Below are 15,019 nucleotides of genomic sequence, written 5' to 3' on the forward strand. Positions count from 1 at the left end.
TCCTTTGTCTCACGTCTCTTGCCGCATGGGTGTACGGGTGTGCGAATTCTGGTAGTGCCAGTCCCGGCAGTCGCCGAAGCTGCTGCGCAGCCGGGCCAGCAGGGTGTTGAGCTGCCCGACCTCGTCGTCGGTCCAGTCGTCGAGCGTGCGCGCGAACATGTCGGTCGTCCGCCGGGCCAGCTCGTCGAGCAGTTCCCGGCCGGCGGGGGTCAGCCGCAGGATGCGCGAGCGCTTGTCGGCCGGGTCGGGCATGCGCTCGATCCAGCCGCGTTCCGCGGTGTGTGCGACATGCCGGCTGGTGACCGACATGTCCACGGAGAGAAGTTCCGCGAGGCGGCTCATCCGCATCTCGCCGTGCCGCTCCAGCAGGGTCAGTACGGCGGCGGAGCCGCCCGGGCACTCGGCGGGCAGAATGCGGCTGAGGCCGCGTTTGACGGCTCCTACCGCACTGAGCTGTCGGGACAGTTCCGCGTACTGGCTCTGCGATGCGGCCACTCTTCTTCTTCTCCCCAGGCTTTCGTTGCTTAGGGCAACCATGGAACCATAGAAGAAGTTGGTTGCCGCAGGCAAACTAAATCGGGCCTACGGGGGTAAAGGGAACCAAAAACCTTCGCATGGTCGAGGTCAATGCCCGGCGCGTGGGTGCGCGGCTCCGTAAAAGGGGCGCGAGGGGGCCGACAGAGGGCCCGGGGTTGGGTGCGGCGGCCCAGGTTCGCTAGGGTCCTGGCCCATGGCACACAATCCCCATGCCCCGCAGGGACCCGAGGGAAATCCCGACCCCGCGGGCAGCACCCAGATGTTCCGCGCGTTTGTCGACGACGGCGAGCCCGAGCGCCGGCAGGCGCCTCAGCAGCAGGGCGGGCCGAAGGTCGGAGTGATCGTCGGCGTGGTCGTGGCCGTCGTCGTCCTGGCCGTGGTCGCCTGGCTGGCCTTCTGACGGCCGGTCAGCGGCGGTCGGCCCGGCGTCACGCGTCGGCCGACGGTACGTCATGTCCGAACCCCGCCCGGGAGTTCGCCCGCAGACGCGCGGACGATGGGCGGGGTTCGCGTACCTCAGTCCGAGATCAGACCTTCCCGCAGCTGCGCGAGCGTACGGGTCAGCAGCCGGGAGACGTGCATCTGCGAGATGCCGACCTCCTCGCCGATCTGCGACTGGGTCATGTTCGCGAAGAACCGGAGCATGATGATCTGCCGCTCACGGGGCGGCAGTTTGGCCAGCAGCGGCTTGAGGGACTCGCGGTACTCCACGCCCTCCAGCGCCATGTCCTCATAGCCCAGCCGGTCGGCGAGCGAGCCCTCGCCGCCGTCGTCCTCGGGGGACGGCGAGTCCAGCGAGGACGCCGTGTACGCGTTGCCGACCGCGAGGCCGTCGACCACGTCCTCCTCGGACACGCCCAGCACGGCGGCGAGTTCGGGAACGGTCGGCGAGCGGTCGAGCTTCTGCGCCAGCTCGTCGCTGGCCTTGGTCAGCGCGAGGCGCAGCTCCTGGAGCCGGCGCGGCACCCGGACCGACCACGACGTGTCGCGGAAGAAGCGCTTGATCTCCCCGACGACCGTCGGCATCGCGAACGTCGGGAATTCCACGCCGCGTTCGCAGTCGAACCGGTCGATCGCCTTGATCAGGCCGATGGTGCCGACCTGGACGATGTCCTCCATCGGCTCGTTGCGGCTGCGGAACCGGGCCGCCGCGTAGCGCACCAGCGGCAGGTTCAGCTCGATGAGGGTGTCACGCACGTAGGCGCGCTCCGGGCTGTCCTGTTCGAGCACGGCGAGCCGCAGGAACAGGGAGCGGGACAGCGTGCGGGTGTCGATGGCTTCCGGCTGGGACGCGCGTGGCAGCACCGGGTCGGCCACCTGGTCGAGCGCATGGCGCACTGGCGCGCTCTTCGTGAGCGTGAGCACCTTCGAGCTGCCCTGTTCTACGGACATGCCACCCCCTTGAGGTCGCGGACGGTCGCGGCGGCGCTCCCGTCGGAGGAACGCAGCCTCCACCTGAATACCGGCGGCGGGACTGCGGCAAACGCGGTTCCAGCAGAATGTCACATGTCGGCAACACGCTGTAGTGACTTGTCGACAAGTGATGGAGCGTTGCGTCCTGTTGTGCGGGGGTTTGCTGGTTTTCGCGCGGTGGGCTGAGCTGACGGGTTTTTACCTGTGAGGGTTACGCCTCGATCCGATTTGCGGATCGCAACCGCGCGAAGCTGCGGGCCAGAAGTCTTGACACGTGCATCTGGGAAACGCCCAGTTCCTGGCTGATCTGCGACTGCGTCAGGTTGTTGTAGTAGCGCAGCATCAGGATGCGCTGTTCGCGCTCGGGCAGTTGCACCAGCAGATGGCGAACCAGATCGCGGTGCTCCACACCGGCCAGCGCGGGGTCCTCGTAGCCGAGCCGGTCCAGCAGCCCCGGCAGCCCGTCGCCCTCCTGTGCCGCCTCCAGCGAGGTGGCGTGGTACGAGCGTCCGGCCTCGATGCAGGCGAGCACCTCGTCCTCGGAGATCCGCAGCCGCTCGGCGATCTCGGCGGTGGTCGGGGAGCGGCCGTGGGCGGTGGTCAGGTCCTCGGTCGCCCCGGTCACCTGGACCCACAGCTCGTGCAGCCGGCGCGGTACGTGGACGGTCCGCACATTGTCCCGGAAGTAACGTTTGATCTCCCCGACGACCGTCGGCATCGCGAAGGTGGGGAACTGCACCCCCCGGTCGGGATCGAACCGGTCGATGGCGTTGATCAGACCGATCGTGCCGACCTGGACGACATCCTCCATCGGCTCGTTGCGGCTGCGGAACCGGGCGGCGGCGTAGCGCACCAGCGGCAGATTGGCCTCGATCAGCGCACCCCGTACCCGTGCGTGCGCGGCGCAGCCCGGCTCCAGCCCCTTCAGCTCGGCGAACAGGACCTGGGTCAGCGCCCGGGTGTCGGCGCCCCGGCTCTGCGCGGCGGGGCGCGCGTCGGTCTCGACGAGGGTCGGGGCCGCGGGCTCCGCCTGGGGCAGCACTTGAGGTGTCGTACTGGCCGGCACGATTACGCCCACCCCTTTGCGGTCGACTACGTCAACTCATCCGTCAAAAGCGGTCATAGCATCACAAGACATGTCCACTGTGTGCAAGCACCCGAAAGAACCGTGTTGACGGCGAAATGGGGTAATAAACCCAAAAACCCCGCACCGGGTGGGTGCGGGATGGGGAGGGCGGTGGCTCAGAACTCGTAGTCGGCGATCACCCAGGTGGCGAATTCGCGCCACTGTGCGACGCCGGCCCGGTGGGCGGGGTGGTCGAGGTAGCGCTGGAGGGCCGCCCGATCGGCGACCGCCGAGTTGATGGCGAAGTCGTACGCGATGGGCCGGTCGGTGATGTTCCAGGCGCACTCCCAGAACTCCACCTCCGGCACCTGCCCGCCCAGCTCCTCGAAGGCTCTGGCCCCGGCGATCACCCGGGCCTCGTCACGCGTGACGCCCTCGTCGAGCTTGAAGAGGACCAGGTGGCGGATCAACGGGTACTCCTTGGGTCCGGGGCGTGACCGGGCGCCGCGACCCGCTTCCGCCGTACTGCCGTGCGCGCTAATTGACGAGCGACGACATGAACTGGCCGACGCCCTGGGCGGCGCTCGAAATGCCCTCGAACCCTACCTGGACGAGCTCGGCGGCCCGTTTGGGAGACGTGATGATCGTGTAGAGCACGAACACGGCGAGCCCGTACAGCACGATCTTCTTTACTTGCCCCATCTGCCGCGGCCTTCCCGTGCGCTCGCCTGTACGGTCGCGAGAGTCTAACCGTATGAACGCCGTTGGCCAGAGGTCGCGCGGTGCGGGCGACGGGGTACGGCCGGTGCGGGCCACCGCGACGGCGGGTGCACGGGGCGAAGCGGGCGCGGCTCGCCGCCCGGCCGGCTGATTGCCGTACGGCAACAGTCGTGATGCGGGAATCACGCGCCGCGTCCGGTGTCCGGCGTCCGGCGGACCGCCAGGGCGAGGGTGTCGTCGGCGTGCAGGACGACGGTGAGCATGTCGGCCGCCAGCGCGCCGGGGATCTCGTGGACGGCGCGGTTCCGGTGCCGGCGCGCGCTGTCGATGAGGCGCCGTTCGCCTTCCTGCGGATCTCTGCGGCTCTCGACCAGGCCGTCGGTGTACAGGACGAGCAGATCGCCTTCGCCGAGCCGCGTGCGCAGCAGCCGTTCACTGCCGGGCAGCGGATAGCCGACGCCCCGGCCCCGCACCTCCAGGTATTCGGCGGCGCCGTCGGCCCGTACCACCAGGGCGGGCGGATGGCTGCCGTTGGCCAGCCGCAGTTCGCCGGTGGCGGGGTCGAGCCGGGCCAGCAGGACGGTGGCCATGAGTTCCGGGTCGAAGGGGGCGAGGATTTCGTGGGTGCGCGCCACGATGGACTGGAGCGGGTGGCCTTCGAGGGCCAGGGTGCGTACGGCGTGCGTGACGTTCAGCGCGCTGCGGGTGCTGCGTACCCCGTGGCCCAGGGCGTCCACGACGGTGATGTGGATCGTGCCGTCGGGCAGGGTGAACCAGTCGTAGTGGTCGCCCCCGGTGGGCGCGTCGGTGCCCGCCGGGGCGTAGTGCACGGCGAGTTCCAGCCCGTCGACGGCTATGGGCAGCGGGCGCAGGGCGTCCTCCAGCTCGCGGAGCATCTGGCCGTGCGCCGTGCGGAGCTGTTCGTCGCGCTCTTCGAGCTGGACATAGAGCGCGAGAACTCCGCTGTTGGTCTCGGCCAGTTCGTGCTTGAGGCGGCGGTGCTCGGCCGCGAGGGCGTCCACATGGGCGAGCGCGGCCCGCAACTCCTGCTCCAGCGAGGCCGTTTCGTCCGGTACGGAGGCGACGGCGCGGCCGAGCCCGCCGCTCCGTGGCGGGGGCGGGACGAACGGGGCACCGGGGGCGCGCGGTGGGGCGGGGATGTGCCAGACGGTGGCACCGTCCGGGGTCGTCCGCGCGGGCAGCGGCAGTTCGGTCGTACGGCCCGGGCACGGTGTGCGCAGGGTGATGGAGAGCAGCGAGCCCTCGCGGTCGGAGCCATGGTCCCGCGCCGGGCTCTCCTCGCGGGCGGACTCCAGCGCCACGGAGCGGCCGTCGCCGAAGTGGGGCGCGGCCAGGGCGGCGACGGACAGCACGAGCCGGGCCCTGGTCTCGGCGGGCAGCCGGTGCGCGTCGCCGATGCCGCGCACGGCTCGGCGCAGCTGCGGCAGGGAGTGGAGGGTGTGGCGGGTGGGCGCGGTCACGGGTGCCTTCGGTGGGGGGTGGTGGCCAGCACGGTCGCGTCGTCGCGGCTGAGCCGGTGGCTGTGGGCCAGTGCGGCCGGGAGCAGAGTGGGGGGAAGGCGCAGCAGGAAGGGCGAGGGGGCGTGGGTCCACCGCTGGTCGATGCCGTCGGTGTGCAGGACGGCCGTGCTGCCCGGCTCCAGCGGAATCCGGTGGACCCGGGGGGCCCGTACGGTGAGTCCGGCGACGCCGGGCTGACCGGTCAGCCGGTGATGGACGCCGCCGGGGCCGAGCGCGAGCGCGCGCACGTTGCCCACGCCGCAGTACTCGGCGTGGCCGGGGTGCAGCCGCAGCAGCGCGAGGGCCGCGCCGCGGGTGTGGCGCAGGGCTCGGTGGACGGCCGTCAGGATCTCGGGCAGCGGGCTGTCCGGCGTACGGCCGAAGGCGCGCAGGGCGGCGTGGGCGGGTTCGGCGGCCCCCGGCCCGTGGCCCAGACCGTCCACCACGATCGCGGTGCGGACGCCGTCGGTGTCGATGACGGAGCAGGCGTCGCCGCTGGTCCGTTCGCCCTCGGCCGCGAGGCAGATCGCCGCGATGTCCTGGCCGGCCGGGGGCGCGAGGCCCGGCGGCGGGTCCGGCGGGGCGAGCCGGGCGCAGACGAGGGTGCCGACGCCGGACTGGCTGCGGATGGTGAACGACGTGGATATCCGCCGGGCCGCGCCCAGTCCGGTGCCGAGGGTGTGGGTGGTCGTGTAGCCGTCGGTCAGGGACCGGTCCAGGTCGAGGATGCCGGGTCCCCGGTCGGCGGCGAGGATCTCCACTCCCGCGCCGAGCGGCAGCGGGTGGAGGAAGAGGGCGCCGTTGGTGGCGTGTTTGGCGAGGTTGCTGCCCAGCTCCGAGGCGACGACCGCCGCCTGGTCGGGCATCGCTCCGGGCAGTCCGCACGCGCGGGCGACCGACCGGGCCGTCTCGGCGGCGAGGTGGACCGCGCTGTAGTGGTCGATCCGGATGTGCGCGGTCGGGCGGATGCCGGCCGCTGTCACCGGCCGGCCCAGCGGGTGACGGTGACGGTGGTGCCCCGGCCCGTGGCCGTACGGATCTCGAACTCGTCCATGAGCCGCCGGGCGCCGCCGAGTCCGTGGCCCAGGCCCGCGCCCGTGGTGAAGCCGTCGGCCAGGGCCGCTTCGACATCGGCGATGCCGGGGCCGTCGTCCCGGATGGTCAGCCTGATGCCACCGCCGCCGGGGCGGTCCGGGCTCTCGATGGTGAGGGTGCCGCCGCCGCCGTGGATGTAGGCGTTGCGGGCGAGTTCGCTGGCGGCGGTGACGACGCGGGTCTGGTCGACGATGCTGAAGCCGTTGCGCAGGGTGGCCGCCCGTACCGCGTGGCGGATCGCCAGCAGGTCTTCCTCGGTGCGTACGTCGTGCACGAGGGCCGATGTTCCCGGCGCCTCTGTCGCTTCTGCCGCCTGCGCGGCGGCCGTGGGCGGTGCCGCGGCCTCGGAGGGCGCGGCAGTTGTCGGCGGTGCGGCCGTCGCGGGGTCGCCACGGCTGTTCGTATGGAGCAGGGTGGTGGTGCCGGCCTGGCCGGTGCGTGTCACGCGAGTGCCCCTTCCGGAGGTGGTGAACTCTGGCGCCAGCCGAGAGCGGCCATGCCGCGTTCGGCGTTGAGCGCGGTCTCCACGCCGGTGAGCTGGAGCCCCAGTTCCACCAGGGTGATGGCGACCGGGGGGCGCATGCCGGAAACGATCACTCGGGCTCCCAGCAGCCGCGCCATGGTGGTGAGTTCCATCAGGGTGCGGGCCACGAAGGAATCGATGATCTCCAGCCGGGAGATGTCGATCAGTACGCCGCGTACCCCGTCGCCGGTGATGCGTGCGGTCAGCTCCTCGCTGAACGCGATGGCGGACTTGTCGTCGAGCTCGTTGAGCAGCCCGGTGACCAGGACGTCCCCCAGGCGCAGGATCGGGACACCGGTCGGGGAGGGGCCGTTCACAGCTCCGCCAGGGCGCCGGACCGTGCGAGGACGCCGGAGGAACCGGGAGCGCCGGAGGCCCCGGGGGCTCCGGAGGGGCCGGAGGTCAGCCCGACCGCGGCCGACAGCGCGTCGGCGAGCGTCGCCCGGGTGAGGATGGTCGACAGGTCGATCCCCAACTGGGCGATGGTCTGGGCGATCGGTGGCCGGATACCGCTGATGAGGCAGTCCGCGCCCATCAGCCGCACCGCGTTGACGGTCTGCATCAGATGCTGCGCGACCGCCGTGTCCACGGTCGGGACGCCCGTGATGTCGATGATCGCGACCTGCGCCTCGTGCTCCTGGATGGCCTGGAGCAGATTCTCCATGACGACCTGGGTGCGCGCCGTGTCCAGCGTGCCGATGAGCGGCACCGCCAGCACGTGCCGCCACAGCCGCACCACGGGCGTGGACACCTCCAGCAGCTGCCGGCTCTGCCGGCGGATGATCTCCTCCCGGCCCTCCACATAGGTCTCGAAGGAGAGCGCCCCGGCGCTGTCCAGCAGCCGGTTGACCAGCAGGGCGGAGCCGAACAGCCCGCTCCCGTCGCCCGCTCCGCGCTGCACGGCCTCCAGCAGCGCCTCCTTCAGGGACAGGACCGCCAGCGAGGTGGCGGTGGGGCTCACCCCCTCGCGGGCCCGGCGCAGGGACAGCTCGGTCACGGCCCGGTGCAGGTCGCGGTGTCCGCCGACCACGTGCCGCACCGGCATGCCGCTCTCCAGCGCCGTCGCCAGCGCGCCGACCAGGGCGTCGGCCTCTTCGCGCAGTTCGGTCTCGCTCACCCCGTTGCCCCAGGAGGGCTGCGCCAGTTGGAGCTGCACCCAGCGGTCCGCGATGGCGTCCGCGTCCGTACGCAGCGCGTCGGTGACGCGCTCACGTGCCTCGTCCTCGGCTGTAGTCAAGCCGCCGTCCTTCCGTACTCGATGACATGTGCGGGGATCGCGCCGACGCGTGGATCGCGCCGTCCGCCGCTCTCCGTCACACCCGCTTTTTGTTTGTCGCTCGACAAACGTTATCGACCGCAGTCAAGCACGGGAAGCGCCGATATGGACAGAGTCCCTCGTCAAGCCCCTGTCGCGGGTGCCTCCGTACGGCGTTACGGAGGTGGCGGGCGCGGTGGACGTGACGGGCGGGACGGGCACGGCGGGCGTGACGGGCGGGACGGGCGCGGCGGGCGCGGCGGGCGTGAAGGCGCGGTGGCACGGCGGCACGGTGGTACGGCGGCGCGGCGAACCGGCCGTCCCGTGGAGCGTGCCGAAACGGTCCTCTCGCCTGAAAGGGGTCGAACCGGCCAGTCCGGCCGGCCGGTACGTCAAGCGGGCCGCGCGGTCTCATCCAGTCGCGTGGCGCCGGGCATCGGGGAGACGGCGTCCACCGCGCCCCGGAATCCGGTCAGCCCCTCCGTCAGCGCCCGGCGGGTCGTCGGCGGCAGCGTCGCGATGGCCGACAGCAGGGCCTCCTCGCGGCGCACCCGCAGATCGAGCAGATAGGACTCGCCCCGGCTGGTCAGCCGCAACTGCCGCTCCCTGCGGTTCACTTCGCTCGGCGCCCGCTCTATGAAGCCCAGCGCCTGGAGCCGGTCGCACAGCCGGCTGGCCGAGGACGGCGCGGCGCCCAGCGCCTCGCCGAGCGTGCGCAGATTGATGCCGTCGCCCCGCTCCAGTACGTACAGGACACGCAGCTGGGACGTCGAGACGGGCGCGGGGGAGACGGCGTCCCGCCCCCGCTCCCACAGCATCTCCAGCAACTCGATGACCTCACGCGCCGCCTGCGCGGCGTCATGAGATTCTCTGTGCGAGGCAGAGAGATCCACACCCATACCGTGACACTCCGAACGGCCTTGGCGGCCCGGATGGTCCGGACAGCGCCTTACTCCTTATTTCAGTTCTCCGAGAAAGCGGTCGTCACATGGCGGACAGAATCGTGGCTGTGGAACGCGCCCTGCGCGGCGCGGCCCCTCACGAGCTCCTCGACTCCGTCCGTACGGCACTGACGGAACATTTCGGCGCGAGCGCCGTCGACCTGCTGATGGCCGACTACGCCATGACCATACTCCAGCCGGTCGACGTCCTTCCATACACCGCACAGCCGCTCTCCGTGCACACCAGCCCACCGGGGAGAGCCCTCGGCGCGCAGAGACCCCACGTCGTCACCGACGACCCGCCGTCCGCCGTGACCGCTCACCTCCCCGTCACCGTGCGCGGGGACCGGCTCGGCGTGCTCTCCGTCACCCTGCCCGCCGACCGGTACTCCCCGCGGGCGCTCGACGAGCTGGAGGAGATCGCCGACGTGCTCGGCCGGGAGATCGTCGTCGCCGAGCGCGACACCGACCTCTATCTCCAGGCACGGCGCGCGGACCGCCTCACCCTCGCCGCCGAGATGCAGTGGCAGCTCCTTCCCGGGCGGGCCTGCTCCCGGGCCGAGTACTCCCTCGGCGGACAGCTGGAACCGGCCTACGCGATCCACGGCGACAACTTCGACTGGTCCGCCTCCGCCGACCACCTCACCCTCACCGTCACCAACGGCATGGGGGAGGGCATCGAGGCGGCCCTGCTCACCAACCTCGCCGTCAACGCCCTGCGCAACGCCCGCCGGGCCGGACTCGACCTGGTCGGCCAGGCGAGCCTCGCCGACCAGGCGCTGTACGGGCACTACGAGGGCGCGGCGCACCTCTCGGCGCTTCTGCTGCGCTTCCATCTGGCCACCGGCCGGGTGGACCTCATCGACGCGGGCTCGCCCAAGATCTGGCGGCTGCGCGGGGGCACGGTCGAGCTGATCGAGCCGGAGGCACAGCTCCCGCTCGGCATGTTCGAGGACACCGCCTACACGGTGGAGCGCTTCGACATCCTGCCCGGCGACCGTCTGCTGTTCATCAGCGACGGCGTCTATGACGTCGCCTCCCCCGGCGGCGAGCGCTACCGCGAGGGCGCGCTCGCCCGGGCCATGCGGGACACCCGGCTGCTGCCCCCGTCGCACGTACCGCGCACGATGCTCGAAGAACTGGCGGGCCACCGGGGCCGGTCCCGGGCCGACGACGACGCGATGATCGTCTGCCTCGACTGGTACGGGCGTACGTCCTGACGCGGCGGTACGCGGCCGACGCGGCCGTGCGTACCGGCGCTCCCGCGCGCACCGGCCCTCGCCTCCCTACGTACCCGCCCTCCCGCCGTAGGACCGCCCCGCCGCGCGACGCGATCCGCGTCGGGGGCGGAGCAGGAAACAGCTCACCGACAGGATGAGCAGGGCGCCTTCGAAGGCGAGACTGACCAGCCCCAGGGGATAGGTCCAGTTGCCCACGTCGCCGTGGTCGTCGGGGAGACCGGGGCCGCGGGTGAGGACGTATCCGAGGATGGGCCCGGCGGCCACGCCCATCGCGAGGAACCAGCCGGGCCCGATGGCACCGGCCAGCAGGAGCAGGGCGGTGAGGACGGCGACGATCTCCAGCGCCCAGTAGAGGTAGGCGATGTACGGGGGCGACTGGGAGCCGGGGATTCCGCCCTGGTCCCTGACGTGGATGGCGGCCACGCCGAGGCACAGCAGCGCCCCCACGAGGCGGGTGATCCCGTTCGCGGCGACTGCGCTGCGCTCTCTCACCTGATCCGGCCCTCTCTGCCCGTACCGCCCGCGTGCCGCGTCATCGGCTCCGGCTCCGGCTCCGGGAAGCGGGAGCGGGATCTGTTCAGTCGACCCGGCCGGCGGCCGGATCGCACGCCCGGCTGGGCCAAGTGGCAGAGTTCCGTCGCCGGACCGGTCCGTACGTCGAGTTCGTACGTGAGTACGTGTACTCACGCCCGCGCGCGGGCCGTCGCGCAGGATGGTCCGCACCGACCCAGTCGAAGGAGACACTCATGCGTGCCACCGCCGGATTCCGTACCACCTCTCCCGTACGCGGCAGGCGCGTCGCGCGCTCGGCGGCCGGCCTCGCCCTGGCGTGCGCGGCCGTCGCCGCGCTGGCCGGCTGCTCGACGGAGGACGCGATCTGCGGCGGCGGCGAGTACGGGGTGATGACGGTGGGCAGCACCGGCAAGGCGTGCGTGCCCAAGGGCGAGGAGCCCCCGAAGGGGTACGTCCGCTACCCGGAGGGCAAGGTGCCCCAGCACGTCGACGACAAGTGGGACATCTACTGGCAGACCCACACCGTCGACGAGAAGGGCGACATCATCGAGGCCCCCGACGACAAGTGACGCGTCCCGCCCGCCTCTTCGGCGCCCGGCGCCCGCTGACCCGCCGCCTCGCCGGCTCCGCCCCCGCGTCGGCGCGGGGGCGGGCACCATCCGTCAACGGCGCGTCGCCGCCGTCTCCGGGGGCAGGTCCTCCGGCAGCAGCAGGCGCAGGTCGTCCAGGTCCGGCGCGGACATCCCGCCGATCCGGCCCGCCTGGCGGGTCATCATTCCCTCCAGGATCTGCCGGGCCGTGCGCGCGTTGCCGAAGGCGTGATCGCGCGGCAGGGTGTCCAGGTAGTCGCGCAGCGCGGTCAGCGCCTCCGGGGAGCAGTCGTAGCCGTAGCCGGTGGCCTGCGTGGAGAGGATTTCCAGCAGCTCGTCCGTGGAGTAGTTCTCGAACTCCACCGTCCGCGAGAACCGCGAGGCCAGACCCGGGTTGGAGTCGAGGAAGCGGCGCATTTCGCGGGTGTAGCCCGCGGCGATGACGACGACCTCGTCGCGGTGGTCCTCCATCAGCTTCAGCAGCGTGTCGACGGCCTCCCGGCCGAAGTCCGAGGTCGCGCCCTCCGGGGTGAGCGTGTACGCCTCGTCGACGAACAGCACACCGCCCAGGGCGCTTTCGAACGCCTCCTTGGTGAGCTGCGCCGTGTGCCCCACGTAGCGGCCCACCAGATCGGCGCGGGCGACCTCGACCAGCTGGCCCTTGGGCAGGACGCCGAGGGAGCGCAGCAGGTCCGCGTAGAGCCGCGCGATCGTGGTCTTACCCGTACCGGGCGGCCCGGAGAAGATGAGGTGGTTGCTGATCCTCGGGGTGGGCAGCCCGGCGGCCTTGCGCTGTCTGGTCGCGGTGAGCAGGTTGACCAGGGCGGTCACCTCGTTCTTCACCGCCGCGAGGCCGATCATGGAGTTCAGCTCGGCGAGCAGTTCCTCGGAGCCGGGACCGCTGTCCGCCGATGTGCCGGCGTCCGCCGCCACGTCCTCGGGCAGCAGGAGGGTCAGGTCGCTCTCCGCCGGGTTCGTCATGGAGGCGAGCCGGGACGCCTGCCGGTCCACCATCTCCTCGAACACCCGGCGCGCCGCCCGGCCGTTGCCGAACGTGGCGTCGCGCGGCATCCGCTCGTAGTGCCGGGCGAGGGCGTCCAGGGTCGCGGGGTCGAGCGCGTAGCGGTGCCCCGCGCACATGTTCTCGGTGATCGTCACCAGCTCGTCGACCGAGTAGTTGGCGAACTCGATGGTGCGGGTGAAGCGGGAGGCCAGGCCGGGGTTGGAGGAGAGGAAGGTGTCCATCTCGCCGGTGTAGCCGGCGGCGATGACGGCCACCTCGTCGCGGTGGTCCTCCATCAGCTTCAGCAGCGTGTCGACGGCCTCCCGGCCGAAGTCGGCGCCGGAGCCCTTGCTGTCGGAGAGCAGCGTGTACGCCTCGTCGATGAACAGCACGCCGCCGAGCGCCTCGTTGAACGCCTCGGTCGTCTTGATGGCCGTACCGCCGATGACCTGCGCCACCAGGTCGGCCCGGGAGACCTCCACCAGGTGCCCGGAGCGTAGGACGCCCAGATTCGCCAGGATGCCGCCGTACAGCCGGGCCACCGTGGTCTTACCGGTGCCGGGCGGTCCGGAGAAGACCAGGTGGCGGCTCAACTGGGGTACGGGCATGCCCAGCTGGGCGCGGCGCTGGTTGAGCTGGTTGAGGTTGACGAGGGTCCGCACCTGGTTCTTGACCTCGGAGAGGCCGACCAGCGCCTCCAGCTCCTCCAGCGGGCTCGCGGGCTCCTTGGCCGACTCCCCGGCCCCGCCGTTCGCGGCGTCCAGCGGGAGGGTGTCGCCCCAGGCGTCCGGGGCCACGTTGCCGGCGCTGTTCAGGTCCTCCACCGTGAGGCGTTCGTTCACCCGGGTCTGCCGGAGACCCGCGCCGCGGTTGTCGCGGACGGTGCAGCCGGTGACGGTGACGGGCTCGGCGCTGTCGATCCGGACGCCGTCGCCGACGCAGCCGATGACCTGGGAGGAGGTGAGCGTGGCGCGGGAGCCGTTGGCGAGCAGGACGCCGTGGGCGCCGCAGTCGGTGATGTGGGCGCGCAGGACGGTGAGTTCGCCGCCGTTGTCCACCGTGACGCCGCCGGCCGCCGCGGACTCGATACGGCAGTCCCGCAGGGCGCCCCGTCCCTCGGCGCCGACGGACACGGTGGCGTCGGTCGCCGCCCGCATGACGGTGTCGCGGATCTCGGGGTTGCCGCCCGAGGCGATCCGTACCGCGGCGCCGCCCGCCCGGTCGATCTCGCAGTGCTCCAGCCGGCCGCGCCCGTCGTCGACCACCTCGACGCCGTGGCCGCCCGGCGAGGTGATCCGCGCCCGGCGCAGCAGCGGGTTGGCGCCGGTGCGTATCCGTATGCCGGTGCCGGCCGCGTCCGCGACCAGCAGGTCGTCGAACTCCGCCGACGACTCCTCCTCCAGCAGCACGGCGCCGCTCGCGTCCGCGCAGTCGTGCACCGCGCAGCCGGTCAGGGTGGGCGCGCTGGAATTGATCACCCGGATCGCGGGCGCGGCGGCGGTGTCGAACTCGCAGTCCTGGAAGGTGCCCCGGGAGCGCTCGGTGACGGCGAGGCCGTTGCCCTTGGTGCGTGAGGTGCGGCAGTTCAGGAACTCGGGGTCGGCGCTCGCGGCCAGCATGATGCCGGGGCCCGAGGTGTCGGACACGGTGACGTGTTCCAGGACCGGGCGGGCGGAGCTGGTGATGTAGACGCCGACGGAGGTGTCGTGCACCGAGGTGCGCACGACCCGGGTGCCGCTGCGGCCCTCCAGGGCGATGGACGGCTTGTCCGTGCCGGAGATGTCGCAGTCCTCCACCAGGCCCTGCGCCTCGTCGGAGGTCAGCACGCCGTTGGCGCGGGCGTCGCGGATGCGGCAGTCGCGCACGGTCGCCCGCGCCTCCGCGCCGATGACGACGCCGGAGGTGCCGAGGTTCTCGATGAGGCAGCCGGCGATGACGCTGCCCGTGGGCGCGGAGTCCACGACTCCGGCGCCCTTCGGGTTGCTGACCCGGCAGTCGCGCATGGCGAGCGAGCCCGACTCGCGGGCCAGGACGGCCGTCCAGCCGGAGCCGATGACCGTGCAGCCGTCCATCGCGACCTGGCCGCGCGGCGCGTCGACCACCGGCAGGTCCTCGCTCCCGCCGCGCAGGGTCAGGTCGGTGAGCATGACGGCGTCGGCGACGAGGACCACGGCGGTGCCCCGGCGCGGACAGATCTCCACGCTGCCCGGATCGCCGTCCGCGACGATGGTGACCCGGGTCCTGACCGTGAGGTTCTCCGGGTAGCGGCCGGGGTGGACCCGGATCACCGCGCCCGTGCGTGCCTTGTCCAGGGCATCACCGATCGTCCGGAAGCTGTCCGGTTGTTCCGACCCGACCCTGAGCAACTGCCGTGACACGCTCGATCCTCCTCGCTGTGGTGCCGCCGCCGCGTGCCTCTCCCACCCAGGGGGCCGGCAGGGGACTGGTTCGCGTCCGGGTACGTACGGCTGTGCGCACGCCGTGAAGGCTACGGGACCGGTGCGGCGATGTTCCAGGAGGGACGGACGAGTTCGGGCGCGATCCGCCGGGACCGGACGGGCGCGCGCGGCGGGGCGGGGGCCCGGCCGCGCGTCCCGGCCCG

At 72.0% G+C, this 15,019-nt stretch carries 16 protein-coding genes; 3 read left to right on the top strand and 13 right to left on the bottom strand.

Annotated elements, in window-relative coordinates:
- Positions 1-9: 9 nt before the first annotated feature.
- On the bottom strand, positions 10-495 hold the full coding sequence (locus ACFY6S_RS23375) for a MarR family winged helix-turn-helix transcriptional regulator (RefSeq protein ID WP_388824737.1): 486 nt from the start codon (positions 493-495) through the stop codon (positions 10-12).
- A 235-nt stretch (positions 496-730) separates the two neighbouring features.
- Between ACFY6S_RS23375 and ACFY6S_RS23380 the strand changes: the two genes are divergently transcribed.
- Positions 731-937, top strand: a complete 207-nt coding sequence (locus ACFY6S_RS23380) for a hypothetical protein (protein WP_388824740.1) — start codon at positions 731-733, stop codon at positions 935-937.
- Between the two features lie 116 nt (positions 938-1,053).
- Here the strand turns inward: ACFY6S_RS23380 and ACFY6S_RS23385 are convergent, their stop codons facing one another.
- The 10 genes from ACFY6S_RS23385 to ACFY6S_RS23430 form a co-directional block, all read right to left on the bottom strand.
- A complete protein-coding gene (locus ACFY6S_RS23385; RefSeq protein WP_388824743.1) occupies positions 1,054-1,929 on the bottom strand; it encodes an RNA polymerase sigma factor SigF in 876 nt (291 codons plus the stop codon).
- A 232-nt stretch (positions 1,930-2,161) separates the two neighbouring features.
- On the bottom strand, positions 2,162-3,016 hold the full coding sequence (locus ACFY6S_RS23390) for an RNA polymerase sigma factor SigF (protein WP_388824746.1): 855 nt from the start codon (positions 3,014-3,016) through the stop codon (positions 2,162-2,164).
- Positions 3,017-3,192: 176 nt separating this feature from the next.
- Positions 3,193-3,486: a Dabb family protein gene (locus tag ACFY6S_RS23395; RefSeq protein ID WP_388824749.1), complete on the bottom strand. Its 294-nt coding sequence runs from the start codon at positions 3,484-3,486 to the stop codon at positions 3,193-3,195.
- A gap of 67 nt (positions 3,487-3,553) precedes the next feature.
- On the bottom strand, positions 3,554-3,718 hold the full coding sequence (locus ACFY6S_RS23400; protein ID WP_388824752.1) for a hypothetical protein: 165 nt from the start codon (positions 3,716-3,718) through the stop codon (positions 3,554-3,556).
- A gap of 200 nt (positions 3,719-3,918) precedes the next feature.
- Positions 3,919-5,217: a PP2C family protein-serine/threonine phosphatase gene (locus tag ACFY6S_RS23405; protein ID WP_388824755.1), complete on the bottom strand. Its 1,299-nt coding sequence runs from the start codon at positions 5,215-5,217 to the stop codon at positions 3,919-3,921.
- A complete protein-coding gene (locus ACFY6S_RS23410; RefSeq protein ID WP_388824758.1) occupies positions 5,214-6,239 on the bottom strand; it encodes a SpoIIE family protein phosphatase in 1,026 nt (341 codons plus the stop codon). Before ACFY6S_RS23410 ends, ACFY6S_RS23405 begins: the two co-directional genes overlap by 4 nt.
- Positions 6,236-6,625, bottom strand: coding sequence for an ATP-binding protein (locus tag ACFY6S_RS23415; protein WP_388824894.1), 390 nt, complete (start codon positions 6,623-6,625; stop codon positions 6,236-6,238). Before ACFY6S_RS23415 ends, ACFY6S_RS23410 begins: the two co-directional genes overlap by 4 nt.
- A 167-nt stretch (positions 6,626-6,792) precedes the next feature.
- Positions 6,793-7,191 carry an STAS domain-containing protein gene (locus ACFY6S_RS23420; protein ID WP_388824761.1) on the bottom strand — a complete coding sequence of 133 codons (399 nt, stop codon included), beginning with the start codon at positions 7,189-7,191 and terminating at the stop codon, positions 6,793-6,795.
- A complete protein-coding gene (locus ACFY6S_RS23425) occupies positions 7,188-8,111 on the bottom strand; it encodes an STAS domain-containing protein (protein WP_388824764.1) in 924 nt (307 codons plus the stop codon). Before ACFY6S_RS23425 ends, ACFY6S_RS23420 begins: the two co-directional genes overlap by 4 nt.
- Before the next feature lie 410 nt (positions 8,112-8,521).
- Positions 8,522-9,028: a MarR family winged helix-turn-helix transcriptional regulator gene (locus ACFY6S_RS23430; RefSeq protein ID WP_388824767.1), complete on the bottom strand. Its 507-nt coding sequence runs from the start codon at positions 9,026-9,028 to the stop codon at positions 8,522-8,524.
- An 89-nt stretch (positions 9,029-9,117) separates the two neighbouring features.
- On the opposite strand from ACFY6S_RS23430, the gene ACFY6S_RS23435 reads away from it, so the two are divergent.
- Complete coding sequence (locus tag ACFY6S_RS23435; protein WP_388824770.1) at positions 9,118-10,290, top strand: PP2C family protein-serine/threonine phosphatase; 1,173 nt, start codon at positions 9,118-9,120, stop codon at positions 10,288-10,290.
- Between the two features lie 66 nt (positions 10,291-10,356).
- On the opposite strand, the gene ACFY6S_RS23440 is transcribed toward ACFY6S_RS23435, so the two are convergent.
- A complete protein-coding gene (locus tag ACFY6S_RS23440; protein ID WP_388824773.1) occupies positions 10,357-10,803 on the bottom strand; it encodes a hypothetical protein in 447 nt (148 codons plus the stop codon).
- A gap of 254 nt (positions 10,804-11,057) precedes the next feature.
- Between ACFY6S_RS23440 and ACFY6S_RS23445 the strand changes: the two genes are divergently transcribed.
- A complete protein-coding gene (locus ACFY6S_RS23445; RefSeq protein ID WP_388824776.1) occupies positions 11,058-11,393 on the top strand; it encodes an SCO0607 family lipoprotein in 336 nt (111 codons plus the stop codon).
- Between the two features lie 93 nt (positions 11,394-11,486).
- Here the strand turns inward: ACFY6S_RS23445 and ACFY6S_RS23450 are convergent, their stop codons facing one another.
- Positions 11,487-14,795 (bottom strand): right-handed parallel beta-helix repeat-containing protein, encoded by a 3,309-nt coding sequence (locus ACFY6S_RS23450; protein WP_388824779.1) that lies wholly within the window; start codon positions 14,793-14,795, stop codon positions 11,487-11,489.
- Between the last annotated feature and the right edge of the window lie 224 nt (positions 14,796-15,019).

Source organism: Streptomyces sp. NPDC012835 (assembly GCF_042900885.1).
Classification (GTDB): Bacteria; Actinomycetota; Actinomycetes; order Streptomycetales; family Streptomycetaceae; genus Streptomyces.